Annotated in this window: 16 protein-coding genes; 10 read left to right on the forward strand and 6 right to left on the reverse strand. The window is 66.8% G+C overall.

Translation table 11 applies throughout. The features are described 5' to 3' along the window. Positions 1-74 precede the first annotated feature (74 nt). A complete protein-coding gene (locus HWY37_RS27430; RefSeq protein ID WP_175208693.1) occupies positions 75-1,466 on the forward strand; it encodes an L-serine ammonia-lyase in 1,392 nt (463 codons plus the stop codon). A 66-nt stretch (positions 1,467-1,532) separates the two neighbouring features. Here the strand turns inward: HWY37_RS27430 and htpX are convergent, their stop codons facing one another. Then, the gene (htpX, locus tag HWY37_RS27435) at positions 1,533-2,414 is read right to left on the reverse strand and encodes a protease HtpX (RefSeq protein ID WP_176090282.1); all 882 of its coding nucleotides are present in this window, start codon (positions 2,412-2,414) and stop codon (positions 1,533-1,535) included. Positions 2,415-2,566: 152 nt separating this feature from the next. Here htpX and HWY37_RS27440 point away from each other — a divergent pair, with 152 nt between their 5' ends. Both HWY37_RS27440 and HWY37_RS27445 read left to right on the forward strand, forming a co-directional pair. Beyond that, positions 2,567-3,421 (forward strand): DMT family transporter, encoded by an 855-nt coding sequence (locus HWY37_RS27440; protein WP_176090283.1) that lies wholly within the window; start codon positions 2,567-2,569, stop codon positions 3,419-3,421. Between the two features lie 37 nt (positions 3,422-3,458). Then, positions 3,459-4,310 carry a sulfurtransferase gene (locus tag HWY37_RS27445; protein ID WP_176090284.1) on the forward strand — a complete coding sequence of 284 codons (852 nt, stop codon included), beginning with the start codon at positions 3,459-3,461 and terminating at the stop codon, positions 4,308-4,310. Between the two features lie 108 nt (positions 4,311-4,418). On the opposite strand, the gene HWY37_RS27450 is transcribed toward HWY37_RS27445, so the two are convergent. After that, positions 4,419-4,898, reverse strand: coding sequence for a cupin domain-containing protein (locus tag HWY37_RS27450; RefSeq protein ID WP_175208689.1), 480 nt, complete (start codon positions 4,896-4,898; stop codon positions 4,419-4,421). 85 nt (positions 4,899-4,983) lie between these two features. Here HWY37_RS27450 and HWY37_RS34695 point away from each other — a divergent pair, with 85 nt between their 5' ends. Together HWY37_RS34695 and HWY37_RS34700 are read left to right on the forward strand one after the other, a co-directional pair. Beyond that, positions 4,984-5,472 carry a citrate synthase family protein gene (locus HWY37_RS34695; RefSeq protein ID WP_246302417.1) on the forward strand — a complete coding sequence of 163 codons (489 nt, stop codon included), beginning with the start codon at positions 4,984-4,986 and terminating at the stop codon, positions 5,470-5,472. Positions 5,473-5,513: 41 nt separating this feature from the next. After that, positions 5,514-6,143: a citrate synthase gene (locus tag HWY37_RS34700; protein WP_246302418.1), complete on the forward strand. Its 630-nt coding sequence runs from the start codon at positions 5,514-5,516 to the stop codon at positions 6,141-6,143. Positions 6,144-6,218: 75 nt separating this feature from the next. Here the strand turns inward: HWY37_RS34700 and HWY37_RS27460 are convergent, their stop codons facing one another. Both HWY37_RS27460 and HWY37_RS27465 read right to left on the reverse strand, forming a co-directional pair. Beyond that, the gene (locus tag HWY37_RS27460) at positions 6,219-6,788 is read right to left on the reverse strand and encodes a phosphonate degradation HD-domain oxygenase (RefSeq protein WP_175208687.1); all 570 of its coding nucleotides are present in this window, start codon (positions 6,786-6,788) and stop codon (positions 6,219-6,221) included. 38 nt (positions 6,789-6,826) lie between these two features. Next, positions 6,827-7,690, reverse strand: coding sequence for a LysR family transcriptional regulator (locus HWY37_RS27465; protein ID WP_175208686.1), 864 nt, complete (start codon positions 7,688-7,690; stop codon positions 6,827-6,829). A gap of 148 nt (positions 7,691-7,838) precedes the next feature. Between HWY37_RS27465 and HWY37_RS27470 the strand changes: the two genes are divergently transcribed. The 5 genes from HWY37_RS27470 to HWY37_RS27490 all read left to right on the forward strand — a co-directional run bounded on the left by HWY37_RS27470 (position 7,839) and on the right by HWY37_RS27490 (position 13,902). After that, positions 7,839-8,912 carry a putative 2-aminoethylphosphonate ABC transporter ATP-binding protein gene (locus HWY37_RS27470; RefSeq protein WP_176090285.1) on the forward strand — a complete coding sequence of 358 codons (1,074 nt, stop codon included), beginning with the start codon at positions 7,839-7,841 and terminating at the stop codon, positions 8,910-8,912. Positions 8,913-8,919: 7 nt separating this feature from the next. Then, a complete protein-coding gene (locus HWY37_RS27475) occupies positions 8,920-10,689 on the forward strand; it encodes a putative 2-aminoethylphosphonate ABC transporter permease subunit (RefSeq protein ID WP_246302419.1) in 1,770 nt (589 codons plus the stop codon). A gap of 23 nt (positions 10,690-10,712) precedes the next feature. Then, on the forward strand, positions 10,713-11,534 hold the full coding sequence (phnX, locus tag HWY37_RS27480) for a phosphonoacetaldehyde hydrolase (protein ID WP_175208683.1): 822 nt from the start codon (positions 10,713-10,715) through the stop codon (positions 11,532-11,534). A 96-nt stretch (positions 11,535-11,630) separates the two neighbouring features. Then, positions 11,631-12,653, forward strand: a complete 1,023-nt coding sequence (locus HWY37_RS27485; protein ID WP_175208682.1) for a putative 2-aminoethylphosphonate ABC transporter substrate-binding protein — start codon at positions 11,631-11,633, stop codon at positions 12,651-12,653. Positions 12,654-12,771: 118 nt separating this feature from the next. Continuing rightward, on the forward strand, positions 12,772-13,902 hold the full coding sequence (locus HWY37_RS27490) for a TIGR03364 family FAD-dependent oxidoreductase (protein WP_175208681.1): 1,131 nt from the start codon (positions 12,772-12,774) through the stop codon (positions 13,900-13,902). A 65-nt stretch (positions 13,903-13,967) separates the two neighbouring features. On the opposite strand, the gene HWY37_RS27495 is transcribed toward HWY37_RS27490, so the two are convergent. Continuing rightward, entirely contained in the window at positions 13,968-15,116 is a 1,149-nt protein-coding gene (locus HWY37_RS27495) for an aromatic ring-hydroxylating oxygenase subunit alpha (RefSeq protein WP_175208680.1), read from the reverse strand. 243 nt (positions 15,117-15,359) lie between these two features. Next, positions 15,360-16,370 carry an acyltransferase gene (locus HWY37_RS27500; protein WP_176090287.1) on the reverse strand — a complete coding sequence of 337 codons (1,011 nt, stop codon included), beginning with the start codon at positions 16,368-16,370 and terminating at the stop codon, positions 15,360-15,362. Positions 16,371-16,389 lie beyond the last annotated feature (19 nt).

The following is a 16,389-nucleotide window of genomic DNA, read 5'->3' on the forward strand; positions in this document are numbered from 1 at the left end:
CCGGGGACAGGCTGCGCGCAGGCTGGCCTACGCGTATCATTGCCCCATCATTCGCAGATGCACTGGAGTTTTGCGTGGCCGTTTCCGTATTCGACCTGTTCAAGATAGGCATAGGCCCGTCCAGCTCCCACACCGTGGGCCCCATGCGGGCTGCCCTGTTGTTCGCGCAGGGCCTGGAACGCGACGGGCTGATGCCCGAGGTGGCCTCGGTCCGCGCCGAGCTCTACGGCTCGCTGGGCGCCACGGGCAAGGGCCACGGCACCGACAAGGGCGTGCTGCTCGGCCTGATGGGCGAAGCCCCCGATACCGTCGATCCCGCCGCCATCGCCGGCATGGTCGCCTCGGTGCGGGCCAGCCGCCAATTGCCCCTGCTGGGCCGCTATCCGGTGCCTTTCGTGGAAAAGGAACACATGCTGTTCTACCGCCGTGAAGCCATGGCCGAGCATCCTAACGGCATGAAGTTTCACGCCTTTGACGCCAACGGCGAGTCGCTGCGCGAGGCGCGCTACCTGTCGGTGGGCGGCGGCTTCGTGGTGACGGCCGGGGCTTCCAACAGCCAGGTCATCGCCGCGCACGACCAGTTGCCGTACCCGTTCCGCATGGGCCGCGAATTGATGGCCATGTGCAGCGCCAGCGGACTGACGGTGGCGCAGCTGATGATGAAGAACGAGCTCACCTGGCGCGACGAGGCCGAGGTGAATGCCGGGCTGGACCGCATCTGGCAGGTGATGCAGGACTGCGTGTCGCGCGGCTGCGGCATCAACTACCCGGAAGCCGACGGCGAGCTGCCCGGCCCCTTGCGCGTGCGCCGCCGCGCGCCCGAGCTGTACCGCAACCTGACCCAGCGCGCCGAGCGCACGCTGTCCGATCCCCTGTCCGTGATGGACTGGGTCAACCTGTATGCCATGGCGGTCAACGAAGAGAACGCCGCCGGCGGCCGGGTGGTCACGGCGCCGACCAACGGCGCGGCGGGCATTATCCCGGCCGTGCTGCACTACTACGACCGCTTCGTGCCCGGCTCCAATCGCGAAGGCGTGCGGGACTTCCTGCTGACCGCGGCGGCGGTGGGCCTGCTCTACAAGTACAACGCCTCGCTGTCGGGCGCCGAGGTGGGCTGTCAGGGCGAGGTCGGCGTGGCTTGCTCGATGGCGGCCGGCGGCCTGGCCGCGGCCCTGGGCGGCACGGTCGAACAGGTCGAGAACGCGGCCGAGATCGGCATGGAGCACAACCTGGGCCTGACTTGCGATCCGGTGGGCGGCCTGGTGCAGATTCCCTGTATCGAACGCAACGCCATGGCCTCCATCAAGGCCGTGAACGCCGCCCGCATGGCGCTGCGGGGCGACGGGCAGCACTATGTGTCGCTGGATTCCGTCATCAAGACCATGCGCGAGACCGGCGCCGACATGAAGACCAAGTACAAGGAAACCGCGCGTGGCGGCTTGGCGGTGAACATCGTCGAATGCTGATCGATTGCCCCGGCCGCGGCCAACAAAAAGCCCCTCCGGAGAGGGGCTTTTTGTTGCCTGGGAGGCTTAGATCACCCGGGCGTTTTGCAGCGCGTCGATGCGGGCCGGAATCGGCGGGTGCGACGCGAACATCGCGGCCAGGCCGCCCTTGCCGGTGATGCCCGAGGCCTCGAAGGACTTGGGCAGCTCGCCCGGCTCCAGGCCGCCCAGGCGGGCCAGGGCGCGGATCATGGGTTCGCGGGCGCCCATCAGGTGGGCCGAGCCGGCGTCGGCGCGGTATTCGCGCTGGCGCGAGAACCAGGCCACGATGATCGAGGCCAGGACGCCGAAGATGATTTCACAGACCAGCACGGTGATGTAGTAGCCCGGACCGATGCCGCGTTCGTTCTTGAACACGACGCGGTCGATGAAGTAGCCGACCACGCGCGCCAGGAACACGACGAAGGTGTTCACCACGCCCTGGATCAGGGTCAGCGTGACCATGTCGCCATTGGCGATGTGGGCGACCTCGTGGGCCAGCACGGCGGCGACTTCTTCCTCGCTCATGCTTTCCAGCAGGCCGGTGGACACCGCCACCAGGGAGTCGTTCTTGAACGCGCCAGTGGCGAAGGCATTGGGCGCGCCTTCATAGATGGCGACTTCCGGGCGGCCGATGCCGGCGCGGTCGGCCAGCTGGTGCACGGTGTCGAGCAGCCAGGCTTCGCGCTGGTTGCGCGGCGAATTCGGATCCAGCACCTGGGCGCCGGTGCTCCATTTGGCCATGGGCTTGCTGATCAGCAGCGAGATGATCGCGCCCGTGAAGCCCACCACTACTGAGAAGATCAGCAGGGCGTTGAGGTTCAGGCCGTTGGCGGTGATGTAGCGGTCTACGCCCAGGATGCGCAGCGTGGCCGACAGCACGAGCATGACGGCCAGGTTGGTCAGGACGAACAAGACAATGCGTTTCATGTTTTTTGTGTTCCTCTGCGAGCAGGATGTGCCGGGTTTCGACATGGCGGCGGCCTGCCAGTTCCCCGACTCGCCGGCGCCGCTCCCGGTGACGGAGAGTATAGTATCGCTTTCCCTTATTCCTCCTCACTTTTCCCTTAGCGTAGACCCCCATGCAGGCACTTTGGATGTTGCTGGCGTCCGCCATGTTCGCCATCATGGGTTCGTTCGTGAAACTGGGCACCGAGCACGGCGCCTCGTTGCCGCAAGTCGTGCTCTTTCGCGGTCTGCCGTCGGTCGTCCTGCTGCTGATCTGGGCCCGCGCCGGCCGCCAGTCCATTATCCCCGTCAGCTGGAAGCTGCATCTGTGGCGCAACCTGTCCGGCGTCACCTCGATGTGGCTGGGCTTCTTCGCCATCGCCCACCTGCCACTGGCCACCGCCACCAGCCTGAACTACACGGCTCCGCTGTTCATCGCCTGCTGGATGCTGGGCTGGGGCGGCGCGCAGCGCGACCCCGTGCGCATCACTGCCGTCGCGCTGGGCTTCGTCGGCGTGATCGCCGTCCTGCGCCCCAGCATCAACGACGACCAGTGGCTGGCCGCCTTGCTGGGGATGACCGCTGGCGCCATGTCGGCCATCGCCATGATGCAGATTCGCCAGCTGGGCCGGGTCGGTGAACCCGAATGGCGCACGGTGCTGTTCTTCTCCGTGGCGGTGTGCGTGTCCAGCCTGGCCGGGCTGCTGTTCGAGGGCTGGGGCCACGCCGATTGGACCGGCTATCTGTCGCTGCTGGGCGTGGGCGTGACCGGGCTGTTCGGCCAGTTGGCCATGACCCGGGCCTTCGGCCTGGGATCGGCGCTGCTGACGGCGGCGCTGCAGTACAGCACCATCATTTTCGCGGCCTTGCTGGGCATGGGATTCTGGGGCGAGCAGCTGGACGCCCTGGCCTGGGCCGGCATGGGCCTGATCATTTTCGCGGGCCTGCTGTCGATCTGGCGCACGATGCGCGATCCCAAGCCGGCCTGACCCGCGGTTTCCCCGGATCATGACTGGAGCACACCGAATGACGATGACCCTGATTTCCGCCGCCGATTTGGCCAAGCGCCTGGATGCGCCCGACGTGCGCGTGTTCGACGTGCGCCACGACCTGACCAACCACGCCGCCGGCCGCCAGGCCTACGACGCCGGCCATATCCCCGGCGCCCGCTACCTGGACCACGAAACCGAGCTGTCCGCGGCCCGCACCGGCAAGAACGGCCGCCATCCGCTGCCGTCCCGCGCCGCGTTCGGCGCCCTCATGGCCGCGCACGGCGTGACGCCCCAGACCCTGGTGGTGGCCTATGACGGCAGCGGCGGCATGTATGCCGCGCATCTGTGGTGGATGCTGCGCTGGCTGGGACACGACCAGGTGGCGGTGCTGGACGGCGGCTGGCAGGCCTGGACCGCCGCCGGACTGCCGACCACGACCGTGGCGGCCGCGGCCGTGCGCGCGGGCGAACCGGTGGAGCCGGGCCTCTCGCTCGCCGGCTCGGTGGACGCCCAGACGGTGCTGGACAACATCTCGCGGCCCGCATTCACGGTCATCGACGCGCGCGCCACCAACCGGTACCGCGGCGAGGTCGAGCCCATGGACCCGGTGGCCGGCCATATTCCGGGCGCCTTGAACCGTCCCAATGGCGAGAACCTCCAGGCCGACGGCCGCTTCAAGCCGGCCGCGCAATTGCGCGAGGAATTCGCCAGCCTGTTGGACGGCCGCGATCCCGCTGCCATCGTGCACCAGTGCGGCTCGGGCATCACGGCTTGTCACAACCTGCTGTCGATGGAGATCGCGGGCCTGTCGGGCTCTCGCCTGTACCCGGGCTCCTGGAGCGAATGGTGCAGCGATCCGTCCCGGCCGGTGGCCAAGGGCGCATGACCATGGAAACCGGGGCAGTCGCCCCGGTTTTTTTTGTTTTACGCTGGCCCAGCGCCGCATTCGCCACACTGGCCGTGCCGCTCATGCCTTGAACCGGACAAGGGTCAGTCAGTAAGGCGTCCCGTCCTTGTGGGCGAACCTCCATTGACCGTCAATGAGGACCGCCGCAATGTCATCGTCCGGGTACGAAACGGAATCGCCTGCGCTGCGGTCGCCCACCTCAAGATAGACGACGTCCTGATCGGTATGGTTGATGAGGGCATGCGCGTTGCCGTTGCCGGCCTTGAAGCCCGCGCACATTCCGGGCTTGAGCAGCGTCTTGCCCTCGTCGGTCACGAGCGTCGGTTCCCCCTGCAGGATGTAGATGAATTCGTCCTGCAAGGTGTGGGCGTGGCGCAGCGCCGATTCCCCTCCTGGCTGAAGAAGCGTCAGGTTGACACCGAAGTTGCTCAGTCCGAACGCGGCGCCGAGCGGCCGCTTCGTCCGCTTGCCCATGCGCGAAAAAAACGGCTCCGGATAATTGGACGGGCTGGTGCGCGGCGCCGCCGTGGCCGCCTCCAGCGCTACGGGATTGAACGAACGGGTCATGTCGGTCTCCTTGCCATTGCCCAGATGGTCAGGCGCCGATACATTGACGTCAATCTTGATTTATTAAGTCAATATAAAGCTGCTCATGGCCTGGATCACCGCTCAAGAAGCCATCGACCTGACAGGCGTGCGGATGCAAACCCTGTACGCCTACGTTAGCCGGGGGAAGATCCGCAGCAAGCCGGACAAGAACGACCCTCGCCGTAGCTTGTATCAGCGCGATGACGTGGTTCGCATGGCCGGCCGAAGCAGGGGACGGCAAAACGCAAGGGCCATCGCGGGAGAGGCCTTGGAATGGGGCGCTCCCGTCCTGCCCTCCGCCATCACGACGATTCAACATGGCCGCCCGTGGTATCGGGGGGCGGACGCGATGGAACTGGCGCAAACCAGCCAGCTGGAAAACATCGCGGCCTTGTTGTGGGAATGCAGCGATGAAAAGATCGATCTTTCAGGCGCTCCCCATCATGAAAGCCCGCCCCGCGAGAAAGCGGGATCCATACAGTCCGGCATTGCCTCAATGGCCAGGCGCAGCGTCACCGATCTACCACGCAAGGGCGAACGTTGGCGGCCTTGAGGGAAGAGGCCCAAGGCGTACTTGGAGCACTCGTCGGCGCCATGTTCGGTTCAGACGTCATTCGTGCTGGCGGCAGCATCAGTGCGCAAATGGCGAAGGCGTGGCAGCGGCCCGAAGCGGAGCCGCATATTCGGCAAGCGCTCTGCCTGCTGGCGGACCATGAACTCAATGCGTCGACCTTCGCGGCACGCGTGGCGATCTCCACGGGAGCAAGTCTTGCCGCGGGCGTGTTGTCCGGACTCGCTACCCTGACGGGTCCGTTGCATGGCCGGGCAGGGATGAGTCTGGCGGCATTGATCGATCAGATGGCGACGACTGACGCGGAAACCGTCGTGCGGGAGCGCCTGCGTTCAGGCTTGGGCTTTCCCGCGTTCGGACATCCCTTGTATCCCGCCGGCGACCCGAGAGCCGCCGCCTTGCTGAGCCGGTTGACCATGCCATCCCGCTACCTGGCGTTTTTGCAGCAGGTGGAGCGCCTGGTCGGGGAGCAGCCCAATGTGGATTTCGGCTTGGCCGTTTTGACGATCGTCCACCGGCTGCCCGCCCATGCCTCCTTGGGTCTATTCGCCATCAGCCGCTGTGTCGGATGGCTTGCGCATGCGCTGGAGCAGGCCGGTTCCGGTCAGTTGATTCGACCGCGCGCGCTATGTGGGCGTTCTTCCGCCGAGTGATGGCCGCATCCATCGCAAGCTGGCTACCGCTGCGCCAGCGGCTTGAGGGAAGACGCCTTCATCGCGCCGCGCCTGTTACCAGATCGCGGCCAGCTTGACCCGCCCGGACACGCTCTCGGCGATTTCCAGGAAATGGTCCAGCGGCGGCGTGGCCATGGCGGGAACCTTGGCCAGGTCGTCCCAGCGCCTCAGGCGGATCGCATCCGGCGCACCCGGCATGCTCGCGAATTCCACCGCCTGGCTCGCATCGAAACTGCCCCCCTGCAACGCCAGGCTGCGTTTCGAATCCTCCGAGAGCGACGCTTCATATTGCGGTTCCACATAGCAGAGGTAGCGCTTGGCCTCCACATGCAGCCGGATCGGGTCCAGCACCGCCGCGCTGAACAGGCCGCGCAGGAAGGGCAGCACGAAGTACTGGTGCTTGTCGTCGATGCCGCGCAGCGTGGGCGTGCCCGGCCGGTCGGCGATGAGGTGCCCCAGGTCGTGCAGCAGGCTGGCGGTGATCAGGTGGGCGCCGGCGCCATTGCGTTCGGCCAGCGTCGCGGTCTGCAGCGCATGCCGCAGGTGGCTGACGGATTCGCCGTCATAGGAGCGGTGTCCGCGTTCCAGGAAAATCTGCTCGATATCTTGCAAGGTCAAGGCCATGGTTGTCTCCTGAGTGGCCGCATAGGGGAGGGCGGCGCTCAGCCCGGGGCCGGCGCCATCTCCAGAAAGCGCGCGATAAGTTGCACCGGTTGGCGCTCGCGCAGGCAGTACAGGTATTCGTGCATCACGATGTCGGCGCCCTCGATGTCCAGGGCCGCCAGTTCGGGATGGGAAGGGATCTCACGCGAAGGGATCAGACTGATTCCCAGGCCGCACAAGATGGCTTGCCGGATCGATTCGCGGCTGCCGATCTCCAGCGTGCGGCGCACCGTGACGCCGGCCGCCTGCAAGGCGTCCTCCGTCAGCTGGCGCGTCATCGAGCCGGGCTCGCGCACCAGCAGCGCATGCTCGGCCAGGTCGGCCAGGCGCAACTGGCCGTGGCGCGCCAGAGGGTGGTCGCGATGCGCCACCACCCGGATGGGATCGGCGGCGATCACGCGCCGGTACAGGTGCTTGTCATCCATCAGAAAGGAAGACGTGGCAATCTCGATGCGATAGTCATGCAGCGCCTGCAGCATGCTTTGCGAATTGCCGATGGTCAGCGTCAGGTCTATGCCCGGGTAGCGCTGGTTGTAGGCGCGCACCGTGTCCATGATGTAGTAGGGGCCGGTGGCGCCGATGCGCAGATTGCCCTCGCGCAGGTCGCTGGCGTCGCGCAGCCGGAAATCGATCTCGGTTTCCTGCTGCACCAGCTTCTCCACCATGGGCATCAGGCTGTGGCCGGCATCCGACAGGCGCATGCCGCGCCCTTGGCGATGGAACAGTTCGACGCCGTAACGGGACTCCAGCTGGCGCAATTGCCCCGTCACCGTGGGCTGGCTCACGCCCAGCTGGGCGGCGGCCTTGGTGACGGTGCCGCAGCGAGCCACGGCGTAGAAGGATTTGAGTTCGGCGACGAGCACGGTTTTGAGGGGCGGAAGATGGGCGCAATGCGCAAGACCGCCAGTACACCAAAATAATTTGATGTTTTTATTACTGCATTTGCGCGAAGTGTCATAAACACTCAATACGCGTCTTCCATACTGCCTCCGTTCTTAGACCGGAGGCCCCATGGCCGAACGCGATACCGCATTTCTCTCTGTCAGGCATCTAGTGAAGCGCTTTGGCAGCCACACCGCGCTGTCCGACGTTTCCCTGGACATCCGCGCCGGGGAGCTGGTGTGCCTGCTGGGCCCCTCGGGCTGCGGCAAGACCACCCTGCTGCGCGCCATCGCCGGCCTGGAGCGCCAGGACAGCGGCACCATCGTGCTGTCGGGCCGCGATATCTCGCACGCCGAGCCGCAGGCGCGCGATTACGGCATCCTTTTCCAGTCGTATGCGCTGTTTCCCAACCTGACCGTGGCCCAGAACGTGGCCTACGGCCTGAGCGGCAAGCGCGCGCACCGCAACCATGTCGCCAACCGCGTCGAGGAAATGCTGACGCTGGTCGGGCTGGCCGGCGCGGCGGAAAAATATCCGGGCCAGATCTCCGGCGGCCAGCAGCAGCGCGTGGCCCTGGCGCGCGCGCTGGCGCCGTCGCCCTCCCTGCTGTTGCTGGACGAGCCCATGTCCGCGCTGGACGCCCGCGTCCGCGAGCACCTGCGCATCGAACTGCGCGCACTGCAGAAACGCCTGTCCATCACCACGCTGATGGTGACGCACGACCAGGAAGAGGCCATGGTGATGGCCGACCGCATCGCCGTCATGAACGGCGGGATCATCGAGCAGTACGGCACTCCGCGCGAACTGTATCGTCAGCCCGGCTCGGCCTTCATCGCCGATTTCGTCGGCGAGGCCAATTGGCTGCCGTTCGAACGCGTCGACGCGCACCGCGCCCGCGTTGGCCGCCAGGAACTGGCCGTGGACCAGGCGCTGGACGCCGGCAGCGGCAAGCTGTTCGTGCGCCCGGAAGCGGTGCGCGTTAGCACCGCGCGCCCGGACGAGCCCAACGCCATGCTGGCCGACGTGCTGGACGGGGTGTTCCTCGGCCGCGGCTATCGCCTGGCCCTGCGCCTGGAAGGCGTGCCCGGCACCACGGTGCATTCCATCGTGTCCCCTGAGATCGGAGACGCCCTGCTGGGCCCTCACGCCGCCAGCCGCTGCTGGGTGGAGCTGCCGCGCCATGCGATACGCGCCTACGCTTGATCCCGTCATGAGCCGTTCTTCCTCCGACGCGGCCGCTCCGGTTGCCGCCGGCATCACGGCCTCGGCGCCGGCGCCGGCGCTGGGCCGCCGCCCGCTGCCGGCCTGGGTCGGCGCTTTCGGCCTGAGCGCCGGGCAGGGCGCCCTGGCGCTTGGCCTGCTGCTGTTCCTGGCGCTGCCGTTGGCCGCCATCCTGCTCAAGTCGGTGACGGACAGCGATGGCGCCTGGGCCGGGCTGTCGGTGCTTGCCGGCATCATCGGCGGCGACGGCTTCATGTCCATGGTCGGGCGCAGCCTGGCTGTGGGCGTCGTGACCACGCTGCTGGTGGTGCCCTGCGCCTATGGGTTCGCCTACGGCCTGACCCGCACGCGGCTGCCGGGCAAGGGGCTGCTGCGCACCATTGCCTTGCTGCCCTTGCTGGCGCCGTCGCTGTTGCCGGGCATTGCGCTGGTGTACCTGCTGGGCAACCAGGGCCTGCTCAAGGGCCTGACCGGCGGCGCCACCATCTACGGTTTCTGGGGCATCGTCGTGGGCGAGGCGTTCTATACCTTCCCCCACGCGCTCATGATCCTGCTGACTGGCCTGGCCCTGGCCGACGGCCGCCTCTACGACGCGGCGCGCGCCATGGGCGCAGGCCCCCTGCGGACCTTCCTGACGGTAACCCTGCCAGGCACGCGCTACGCCGTGTTCTCCGCCTGCTGCGTGGTGTTCACGCTGACGGTGACCGACTTCGGCGTGCCCAAGGTGGTCGGCGGCGACTACAACGTGCTGGCGATGGAGGCCTACAAGGCCGTGGTCGGCCAGCAGAATTTCCCCAAGGGCGCCGCCATCGGCATCCTGCTGTTGCTGCCCGCGGTCCTGACCTTCGCGCTGGACCGGCGGCTGCGCGCCCGCCAGGGCGCCCAGCTGAGCGGCCGGGCCCAGCCCTACGCCGCGAGCCCCCACCGCCGCCGCGATGCCGCGTTCCTGGCGCTGGCCGGCGTGCTGGCCGCGTTCCTGCTGCTGATCATCGGCGTGGCGGTGTGGGCCTCGTTCGTGAAGATGTGGCCCTACAACCTGTCGATGTCGTTGCGCTCGTATGACTTCGACAATATGGACGGCGGCGGCTGGCTGGCCTGGCGCAACAGCTTGCAGCTGGCGTTCTGCACCGCCCTGGTGGGCACGGCCGTGGTCTTTACCGGCGCCTGGATGATGGAGAAGGTGCCCGCCCGCGGCACGGTGGCGCGCGGCCTGCGCGGCATGGTCGGCATGCTGGCCCTGATGCCCATGGCGGTTCCCGGCCTGGTGCTGGGCCTGGGCTACATCTTCTTCTTCAACAGCTTGTCGAATCCGCTGAACGTGCTGTACGGCACCATGCCGCTGCTGGTCCTGTGCACCGTCGTCCATTTCTACACCAGCGCCCATCTCACCGCGGCGACCGCGCTCAATGCGCTGGACCCCGAGTTCGAGGCCGCCTCGGCCTCGCTCAAGGTGCCGCGCCTGACGACCTTCCTGCGCGTGACGCTGCCGATGTGCCTGCCGGCCGCGCTGGATGTCGCCCGCTATCTGTTTGTTTCCGCCATGACCACGGTGTCCGCGGTAGTGTTTCTGTACAGCCCCTCGACGGTGCTGGCCGCGGTTGCGGTGCTGAACATGGACGATGCCGGCTTCATCGGCCCCGCCGCCGCCATGTGCACCGTGATCATGGCCAGCTCGGCCGTTGCCGCCCTGGTCCTGCATCTGGCCAGCCGCGCGCTGGTGGCGCGCAGCCAGGCCTGGCGCCGTCCCGCGGCCCATTGAACGATTTTTCAAGGAAGACCCTCATGACTGTTTCGCCTTTGCCCGTCCGCCTGGAAGCGGTGATCTTCGATTGGGCCGGCACGCTGGTCGACTTCGGTTCCTTTGCCCCCACCAAGGTGTTCGTGGACGCGTTCGCGCAGTTCGGCGTGGAAATGTCGCTGGCGCAGGCCCGCGGCCCGATGGGCATGGGCAAGTGGGATCACATCCGCACGCTCTGCAATGACGCCGTCATCGCCAGCCAGTACCAGGCCCAGTTCGGCCGCCTGCCTACCGATGACGACGTGACGGCCATCTACGAACGCTTCCTGCCGATGCAGCTGGAAAAGGTCGCCCAGTATTCGGCGGCGATTCCCGGCGCGGCCGAGCTGCTGCGCGCGTTGCGCCAGCGCGGCCTGAAGGTGGGCTCCTGCTCCGGCTATCCCGGCAGCGTCATGCGCCGCGTGGTCGAGCGCGCCGCTTCCGAGGGCCTGGAGCCCGATTGCATCGTCGCCAGCGACGACGTGCCGCGCGCCCGTCCGGCGCCCGCGATGGCGCTGAAGAACGTGGTCGAGCTGGGCCTGTCGGACGTGGCCGCCTGCATCAAGGTCGACGACACCGCGCCCGGCATCGAGGAAGGACGCCGCGCCGGCATGTGGACCGTGGGCCTGCTGCTGTCGGGCAACGCCGCCGGCCTGACCCTGGAGGAATACCTGAGCCTGGATGAGGCGGGCCGCCAGACGGCTCGCACCGCCGCCAGCGCGGAGCTGTCGCCCGCCGCGCCGCACTACCTGATCGACACCGTCGCCGACCTGCCCGCCGTGATCGCCGATATCGAATCCCGCCTGTCCGCGGGCCAGCGACCCTAACCGCTCTTCCACCTGTTTGCACCCCTTGCCGGGGCCGGTTTCGGCCAGCCCCGGGGGCCTTCTTCGGCCTTTTTCCGCCTACCCACGGAGTAATTCATGAACCGCTACAAGCTGCTTGCACTGGCCGCCGCCCTGACGGGCGTGATGGGCGCCGCCTCCGCCGAGACCACCCTGACGGTCTACACGGCGCTCGAAGCCGACCAGATCAAGGCCTACCAGGCCGCATTCGAGAAGGCCAATCCCGACATCAAGATCCAGTGGGTGCGCGACTCCACCGGCATCATCACCGCCAAGCTGCTGGCCGAAAAGAACAATCCCAAGGCTGACGCGATCTGGGGCCTGGCCGGCACCTCGCTGGGCCTGATGGACAAGGAAGGCATGTTGCAGCCCTACGCCCCCAAGGGTCTGGACCAGATCGCCGCCAACATGCGCGATGCCAAGGCCGAGCCCACCTGGGTCGGCATGGACGGCTTTGCCGCCGCCATCTGCTTCAACACCATCGAAGCCGAAAAGCAGAAGCTGCCCAAACCCACGTCGTGGCAGGACCTGACCAAGCCGGAATACGCCGGCAAGATCGTGATGCCGAACCCGGCGTCCTCGGGTACGGGTTTCCTGGACGTCAGCGCCTGGCTGCAGATCTTCGGTGAAGAGAAGGGCTGGGCCTACATGGACGCCCTGCACAAGAACATCGGTTCCTACACGCACTCGGGTTCCAAGCCTTGCAACATGGCCGCCGCTGGCGAGTTCCCGATCGGCGTGTCGTTCGACTACCGCGCCGCCAAGCTGAAGGCCGACGGCGCGCCGATCGAAGCCGTGTTCCCGTCGGAAGGCCTGGGCTGGGAAGTGGAAGCCACCGCCATCATGAAGGGCACCAAGAACCTGGAAGCCGCCCGCAAGCTGGCCGACTTCTCCGCCAGCCGCGAGGCCAACGAGCTGTACAAGGCCAACTTCGCCGTGCTGGCCATCCCGTCGATCGCCACGTCCAACCCGAACCTGCCGGCCGACCTGACCAAGCGCATGATCAAGAACGACTTCACCTGGGCCGCCACCAACCGCGACCGCATCATCGCCGAGTGGACCAAGCGCTACGACGGCAAGTCCGAACCGAAGAAGAAGTAAGCAGGGTTGCGCGGGCGGCGCCAGCCCCGGCGCTGCCCGCGCGCTCACTCCGTTTCACCTCTCAGTTTCACCTTCCGTTCTTCGTCGCGCCGACGCGCTTCGAGGGTGGGATTCAGCTATGAAAAATTTCGACGTAGTCGTGGTGGGCGCCGGCATGCTGGGCATCGCCCACGCCTGGGCCGCCGCCAAGCGCGGCCTGTCGGTGGCCGTGATCGAGCGCAGCCGCCAGGCGCATGGCGCCACCATCCGCAATTTCGGCCAGGTCATCGTGACGGGCCAGGCGCCCGGCATGATGCTGTCGCACGCCCAGCAGGCGCGCGAACTGTGGCTGGAGCTGTCCGGCCAGGCGGGCTTCCATGTGCGCGCCAACGGCGCCCTGGTGCTGGCGCGCAATGCCGAAGAGGCCGACGTGCTGCAGGAATTCGCCGACACGCGCATGCGCCAGGAAGGCTATCGCGCCGAGCTGCTGTCGGGCCGCGAGGTGGCTCAGCTGTACGGCGGCCAGCTGGCGCACCACTGCGCGGCCCTGCAAGGCCATGACGATCTGCAGATCTACTCGCGCGAGGCGCTGCCCGCCATCACGCGCTACCTGGCCGAGTCGCTGGGCGTGCAGTTCATTACCGGCACGCTGGCGCGCGCGGTGGAGGGCGGGCTGGTATGCACCTCGGCCGGCGAATTCAAGGGCGGCCATGTGTTCGTCTGCCCGGGCCACGATTACCTGACCCTGCTGCCCGAACGCTTCGCGCCGATGAACCTGGAAGTCACGCGCCTGCAGATGCTGCGCGCGGCCTTCGAGACCCATCCCATCGCGCTCGACCGTCCCCTGCTGACGGGCCTGTCTTGCGTGCATTACGGCGCGTTCTCCGACCTGCCTTCGGCGCTGGCGCTGCGCGAGGTGATCCAGCAGCGCACGCCGATGCTGCTGGAGAACGGCATCCACCTGCTGATCAGCCCCACACCCTACGGCGAACTGATCATCGGGGATTCGCACCGCTACGGCCAGGACGCGCTGCCGTTCAACGACGAGGCCGTTGACAACGCGATGCTGGACCTGGCGAGCCAGGCGCTGGGCGCGCGCCTGCGCGTGCTGGAACGCTGGCAAGGCGTCTATGGCGCGCATGGCCCGGCGCCGTTCTCGGTCATGCCGGTCGATCCGGCCACGACCGTGGCGGTGATGCACTCGGGCGTGGGCATGACGGTGGGCCTGGCCATCGGCGAGCGCACCGTGGCGGGCGCGCTGGGACGCTGATCCCGGCAGCCGCCAAAAGAAAAGGCCTCGCATCCGCGAGGCCTTTTTTGCATGGAGGGGAAGGGTCAGACCCGGTCCTGCATGATGCGGCGATACCACTCGTGGAAGTGCTGCATGCCGTCTTCCATGGGCGACTGGTAGGGGCCGGTTTCGTTCACGCCGCGCAGCATCAGCGCCTTGCGGCCCGCGTCCATGCGCTCGGCGATCTCGTCGTCCTCGATGGCCGTTTCCATGTAGGCGGCGCGCTGCGCCTCGACGAATTCGCGCTCGAAGGCGGCGATTTCCTCGGGGTAATAGAACTCCACCACGTTGACCGTTTCCTGGGGGCTCTTGGGGTACAGCGTGGAGAGCACCAGCACGTGCGGATACAGCTCGATCATGTGGGTCGGGAAATACGTGACCCAGACCGCGCCGAAATCCGGCGCGTCGCCTTCGCGGAACGCCAGCAGGCGGTCATGCCATTGCTTGTAGACGTCAGAGCCCGGCTGCGCCAGGGCGTTGTGCACGCCGACCTTCTGCAGGCTGTACCAGTCGTTGAATTCCCAGCTCAGGTCGTCGCAGGTGACGAAGCGGCCCAGGCCCGGGTGGAACGGACCGACGTGGTAGTCCTCGAGGTAGACCTCGATGAAGGTCTTCCAGTTGTAGTTGCACTGGTGCACTTCGACGTGATCCAGCACGTAGTCGCCGAAGTCGAATTCCTGACGCGAGAACAGCGGCGCCATGTCGGCGGCCGGATCGCGCGGGCCTTCGAACAGCAGGCCGTGGCAGTCGCGCAGGCGGAACTTCTGCAGGTTCATGCAGGGCGTGGTGGCGAACTGGGGCGCGCCCAACAACTCGCCCTGGTTGTTGTACGTCCAGCGGTGCAAGGGGCAGACGATGTTGCCGCCCGTTGCCTTCAGATTGCCATGCGTATTGCAGTTGCCGGCCACATTGCCGGTCTCGCCGCCCAGCATCAATGCCTGGCGGTGGCGGCAGACATTTGAGATGAGTTCGACGCCTTGCTGGTTGCGAACCAGCACGCGGCCTCCGTCTTCCTGGGCCAACGTACGCCAATCCCCGATTTCGGGCACCACTTTCTGGTGGCCGACGTATTGCGAGGATTGCTTGAAAATGAGTTCTTGCTCGCGGGCAAAGAGGGCTTCGTCAAAATACGCGCTGACGGGTAGCTGGGTGCGAGCTGGCACCAAATGTGCCATCCGACCGATGTCGGTCATGATTCCCCCCGCTCGGATAAAAAAGCCAGGACGGAGAGGCTTTTGCCTGGCGGCTTTGAAATCCGCAGGATGCGTTCCGTGCTGGCGCGAAGAAAAATCGGTGTCTGGCCGATCAAATAAGCCGTGAATTGTACCCCAAGCCCTTACCCCGCGCCCGTGAAGATCTGCGAAGCTTGGTGAAGTTATGCCGAAGCCGGCGCAGCCACGTTTATCGCGGCATAACCCCTTGAAGATGTAGGCCTTTCAGACGAAGCGCCGGGTGGCCGGATGGCGCCTGAGCAACCAGCTGCTGGCGGCCGACAACGCGAATATCAGGGCGGCCAGCAGGGGCATCATCCAGGCGTCCTTGCGCGCGCCCGTGAAGGCGCCGGCGCGATGCGCCACGTCCAGGAACAGCGGATGGATCAGGTAGATGCCGAAAGTCAGCGGCGCCAGCGAGGCCAGCCGGGGCAGGCGCGGCGACGAGATGATCCACTGGAAGGCGGCCAGCGACATGAAGGGCACGGTGAGGCTGAAGTAATCGTAGAAGTAAGTGTCCAGCGTGCGGTTGCTGGACATGGCGTAGACGCCGAGCGCGGTCGCGGCCACGCTGGCGGCCAGCATCAGGCCGGGGCGGGGGATGCGCATCTGGCCGTCGAAGATCAGGCGGCCCGCCACGAAGTAGCCCAGGTAGGGCAGGAACCAGGTCAGGAAGAAGCCCGCGGGCGCGCCCAGCGCGCGGCGGTACAGCGCGTCCAGGATCGCCACGCCCAGGATGCCCACCACCCACAACCCGCGGGCGCGCGGCGTGCTGCGCGCATACAGGATCCGCACCAGCGGCGCGAACAGGTACAGGCCCACGATCATGTACAGGTACCACAGGTGGTAGTAGGGCTCGCCCTGGACCACCTTGCGCGGCCAGAAGGAGAAATCGACGCGGCCGTCGTCCCACCAGTCCAGCGCCGTGCGCCAGGTCAGGTAGAAGAATGTCCAGAACAGAAGCGGCGCGCAGATCCGCGCCACGCGCCGGCTGTAGAACTGGCGCGCATCCTGCGGCTTGTCGGGATCCAGCAGCAGGGCGCCGCTGACCATAACGAACACGGGCACGCACCACCGTGCCGCCGAGTCATACAGGTTGGCGGCAAGCCAGGCCCCGCCGCCGTAGATGGCGGGGTTGCTGACGATCATGGCCGCGCTGTGCAACAGCACCACGGCCACCGCCGCCAGCCAGCGGGCGGCGTCCAGGCGCGCGTACTTCTCATCGGTGTAAGGCATCGGACTCCAGCTTGCGGTG

The sequence above is a fragment of the Achromobacter anxifer genome (assembly GCF_903652925.1).
GTDB lineage: Bacteria > Pseudomonadota > Gammaproteobacteria > Burkholderiales > Burkholderiaceae_B > Achromobacter > Achromobacter anxifer.

What these genes read in the sequence shown, in the direction of transcription:
- htpX (WP_176090282.1), bottom strand. Translation starts at nt 2,414, where the DNA reads ATGAAACGCATTGTCTTGTTCGTCCTGACCAACCTGGCCGTCATGCTC.
- HWY37_RS27440 (WP_176090283.1), top strand. Translation starts at nt 2,567, where the DNA reads ATGCAGGCACTTTGGATGTTGCTGGCGTCCGCCATGTTCGCCATCATG.
- HWY37_RS27445 (WP_176090284.1), top strand. Translation starts at nt 3,459, where the DNA reads ATGACGATGACCCTGATTTCCGCCGCCGATTTGGCCAAGCGCCTGGAT.
- HWY37_RS27450 (WP_175208689.1), bottom strand. Translation starts at nt 4,898, where the DNA reads ATGACCCGTTCGTTCAATCCCGTAGCGCTGGAGGCGGCCACGGCGGCG.
- HWY37_RS34695 (WP_246302417.1), top strand. Translation starts at nt 4,984, where the DNA reads ATGGCCTGGATCACCGCTCAAGAAGCCATCGACCTGACAGGCGTGCGG.
- HWY37_RS34700 (WP_246302418.1), top strand. Translation starts at nt 5,514, where the DNA reads ATGTTCGGTTCAGACGTCATTCGTGCTGGCGGCAGCATCAGTGCGCAA.
- HWY37_RS27460 (WP_175208687.1), bottom strand. Translation starts at nt 6,788, where the DNA reads ATGGCCTTGACCTTGCAAGATATCGAGCAGATTTTCCTGGAACGCGGA.
- HWY37_RS27470 (WP_176090285.1), top strand. Translation starts at nt 7,839, where the DNA reads ATGGCCGAACGCGATACCGCATTTCTCTCTGTCAGGCATCTAGTGAAG.
- HWY37_RS27475 (WP_246302419.1), top strand. Translation starts at nt 8,920, where the DNA reads ATGAGCCGTTCTTCCTCCGACGCGGCCGCTCCGGTTGCCGCCGGCATC.
- phnX (WP_175208683.1), top strand. Translation starts at nt 10,713, where the DNA reads ATGACTGTTTCGCCTTTGCCCGTCCGCCTGGAAGCGGTGATCTTCGAT.
- HWY37_RS27485 (WP_175208682.1), top strand. Translation starts at nt 11,631, where the DNA reads ATGAACCGCTACAAGCTGCTTGCACTGGCCGCCGCCCTGACGGGCGTG.
- HWY37_RS27490 (WP_175208681.1), top strand. Translation starts at nt 12,772, where the DNA reads ATGAAAAATTTCGACGTAGTCGTGGTGGGCGCCGGCATGCTGGGCATC.
- HWY37_RS27495 (WP_175208680.1), bottom strand. Translation starts at nt 15,116, where the DNA reads ATGACCGACATCGGTCGGATGGCACATTTGGTGCCAGCTCGCACCCAG.
- HWY37_RS27500 (WP_176090287.1), bottom strand. Translation starts at nt 16,370, where the DNA reads ATGCCTTACACCGATGAGAAGTACGCGCGCCTGGACGCCGCCCGCTGG.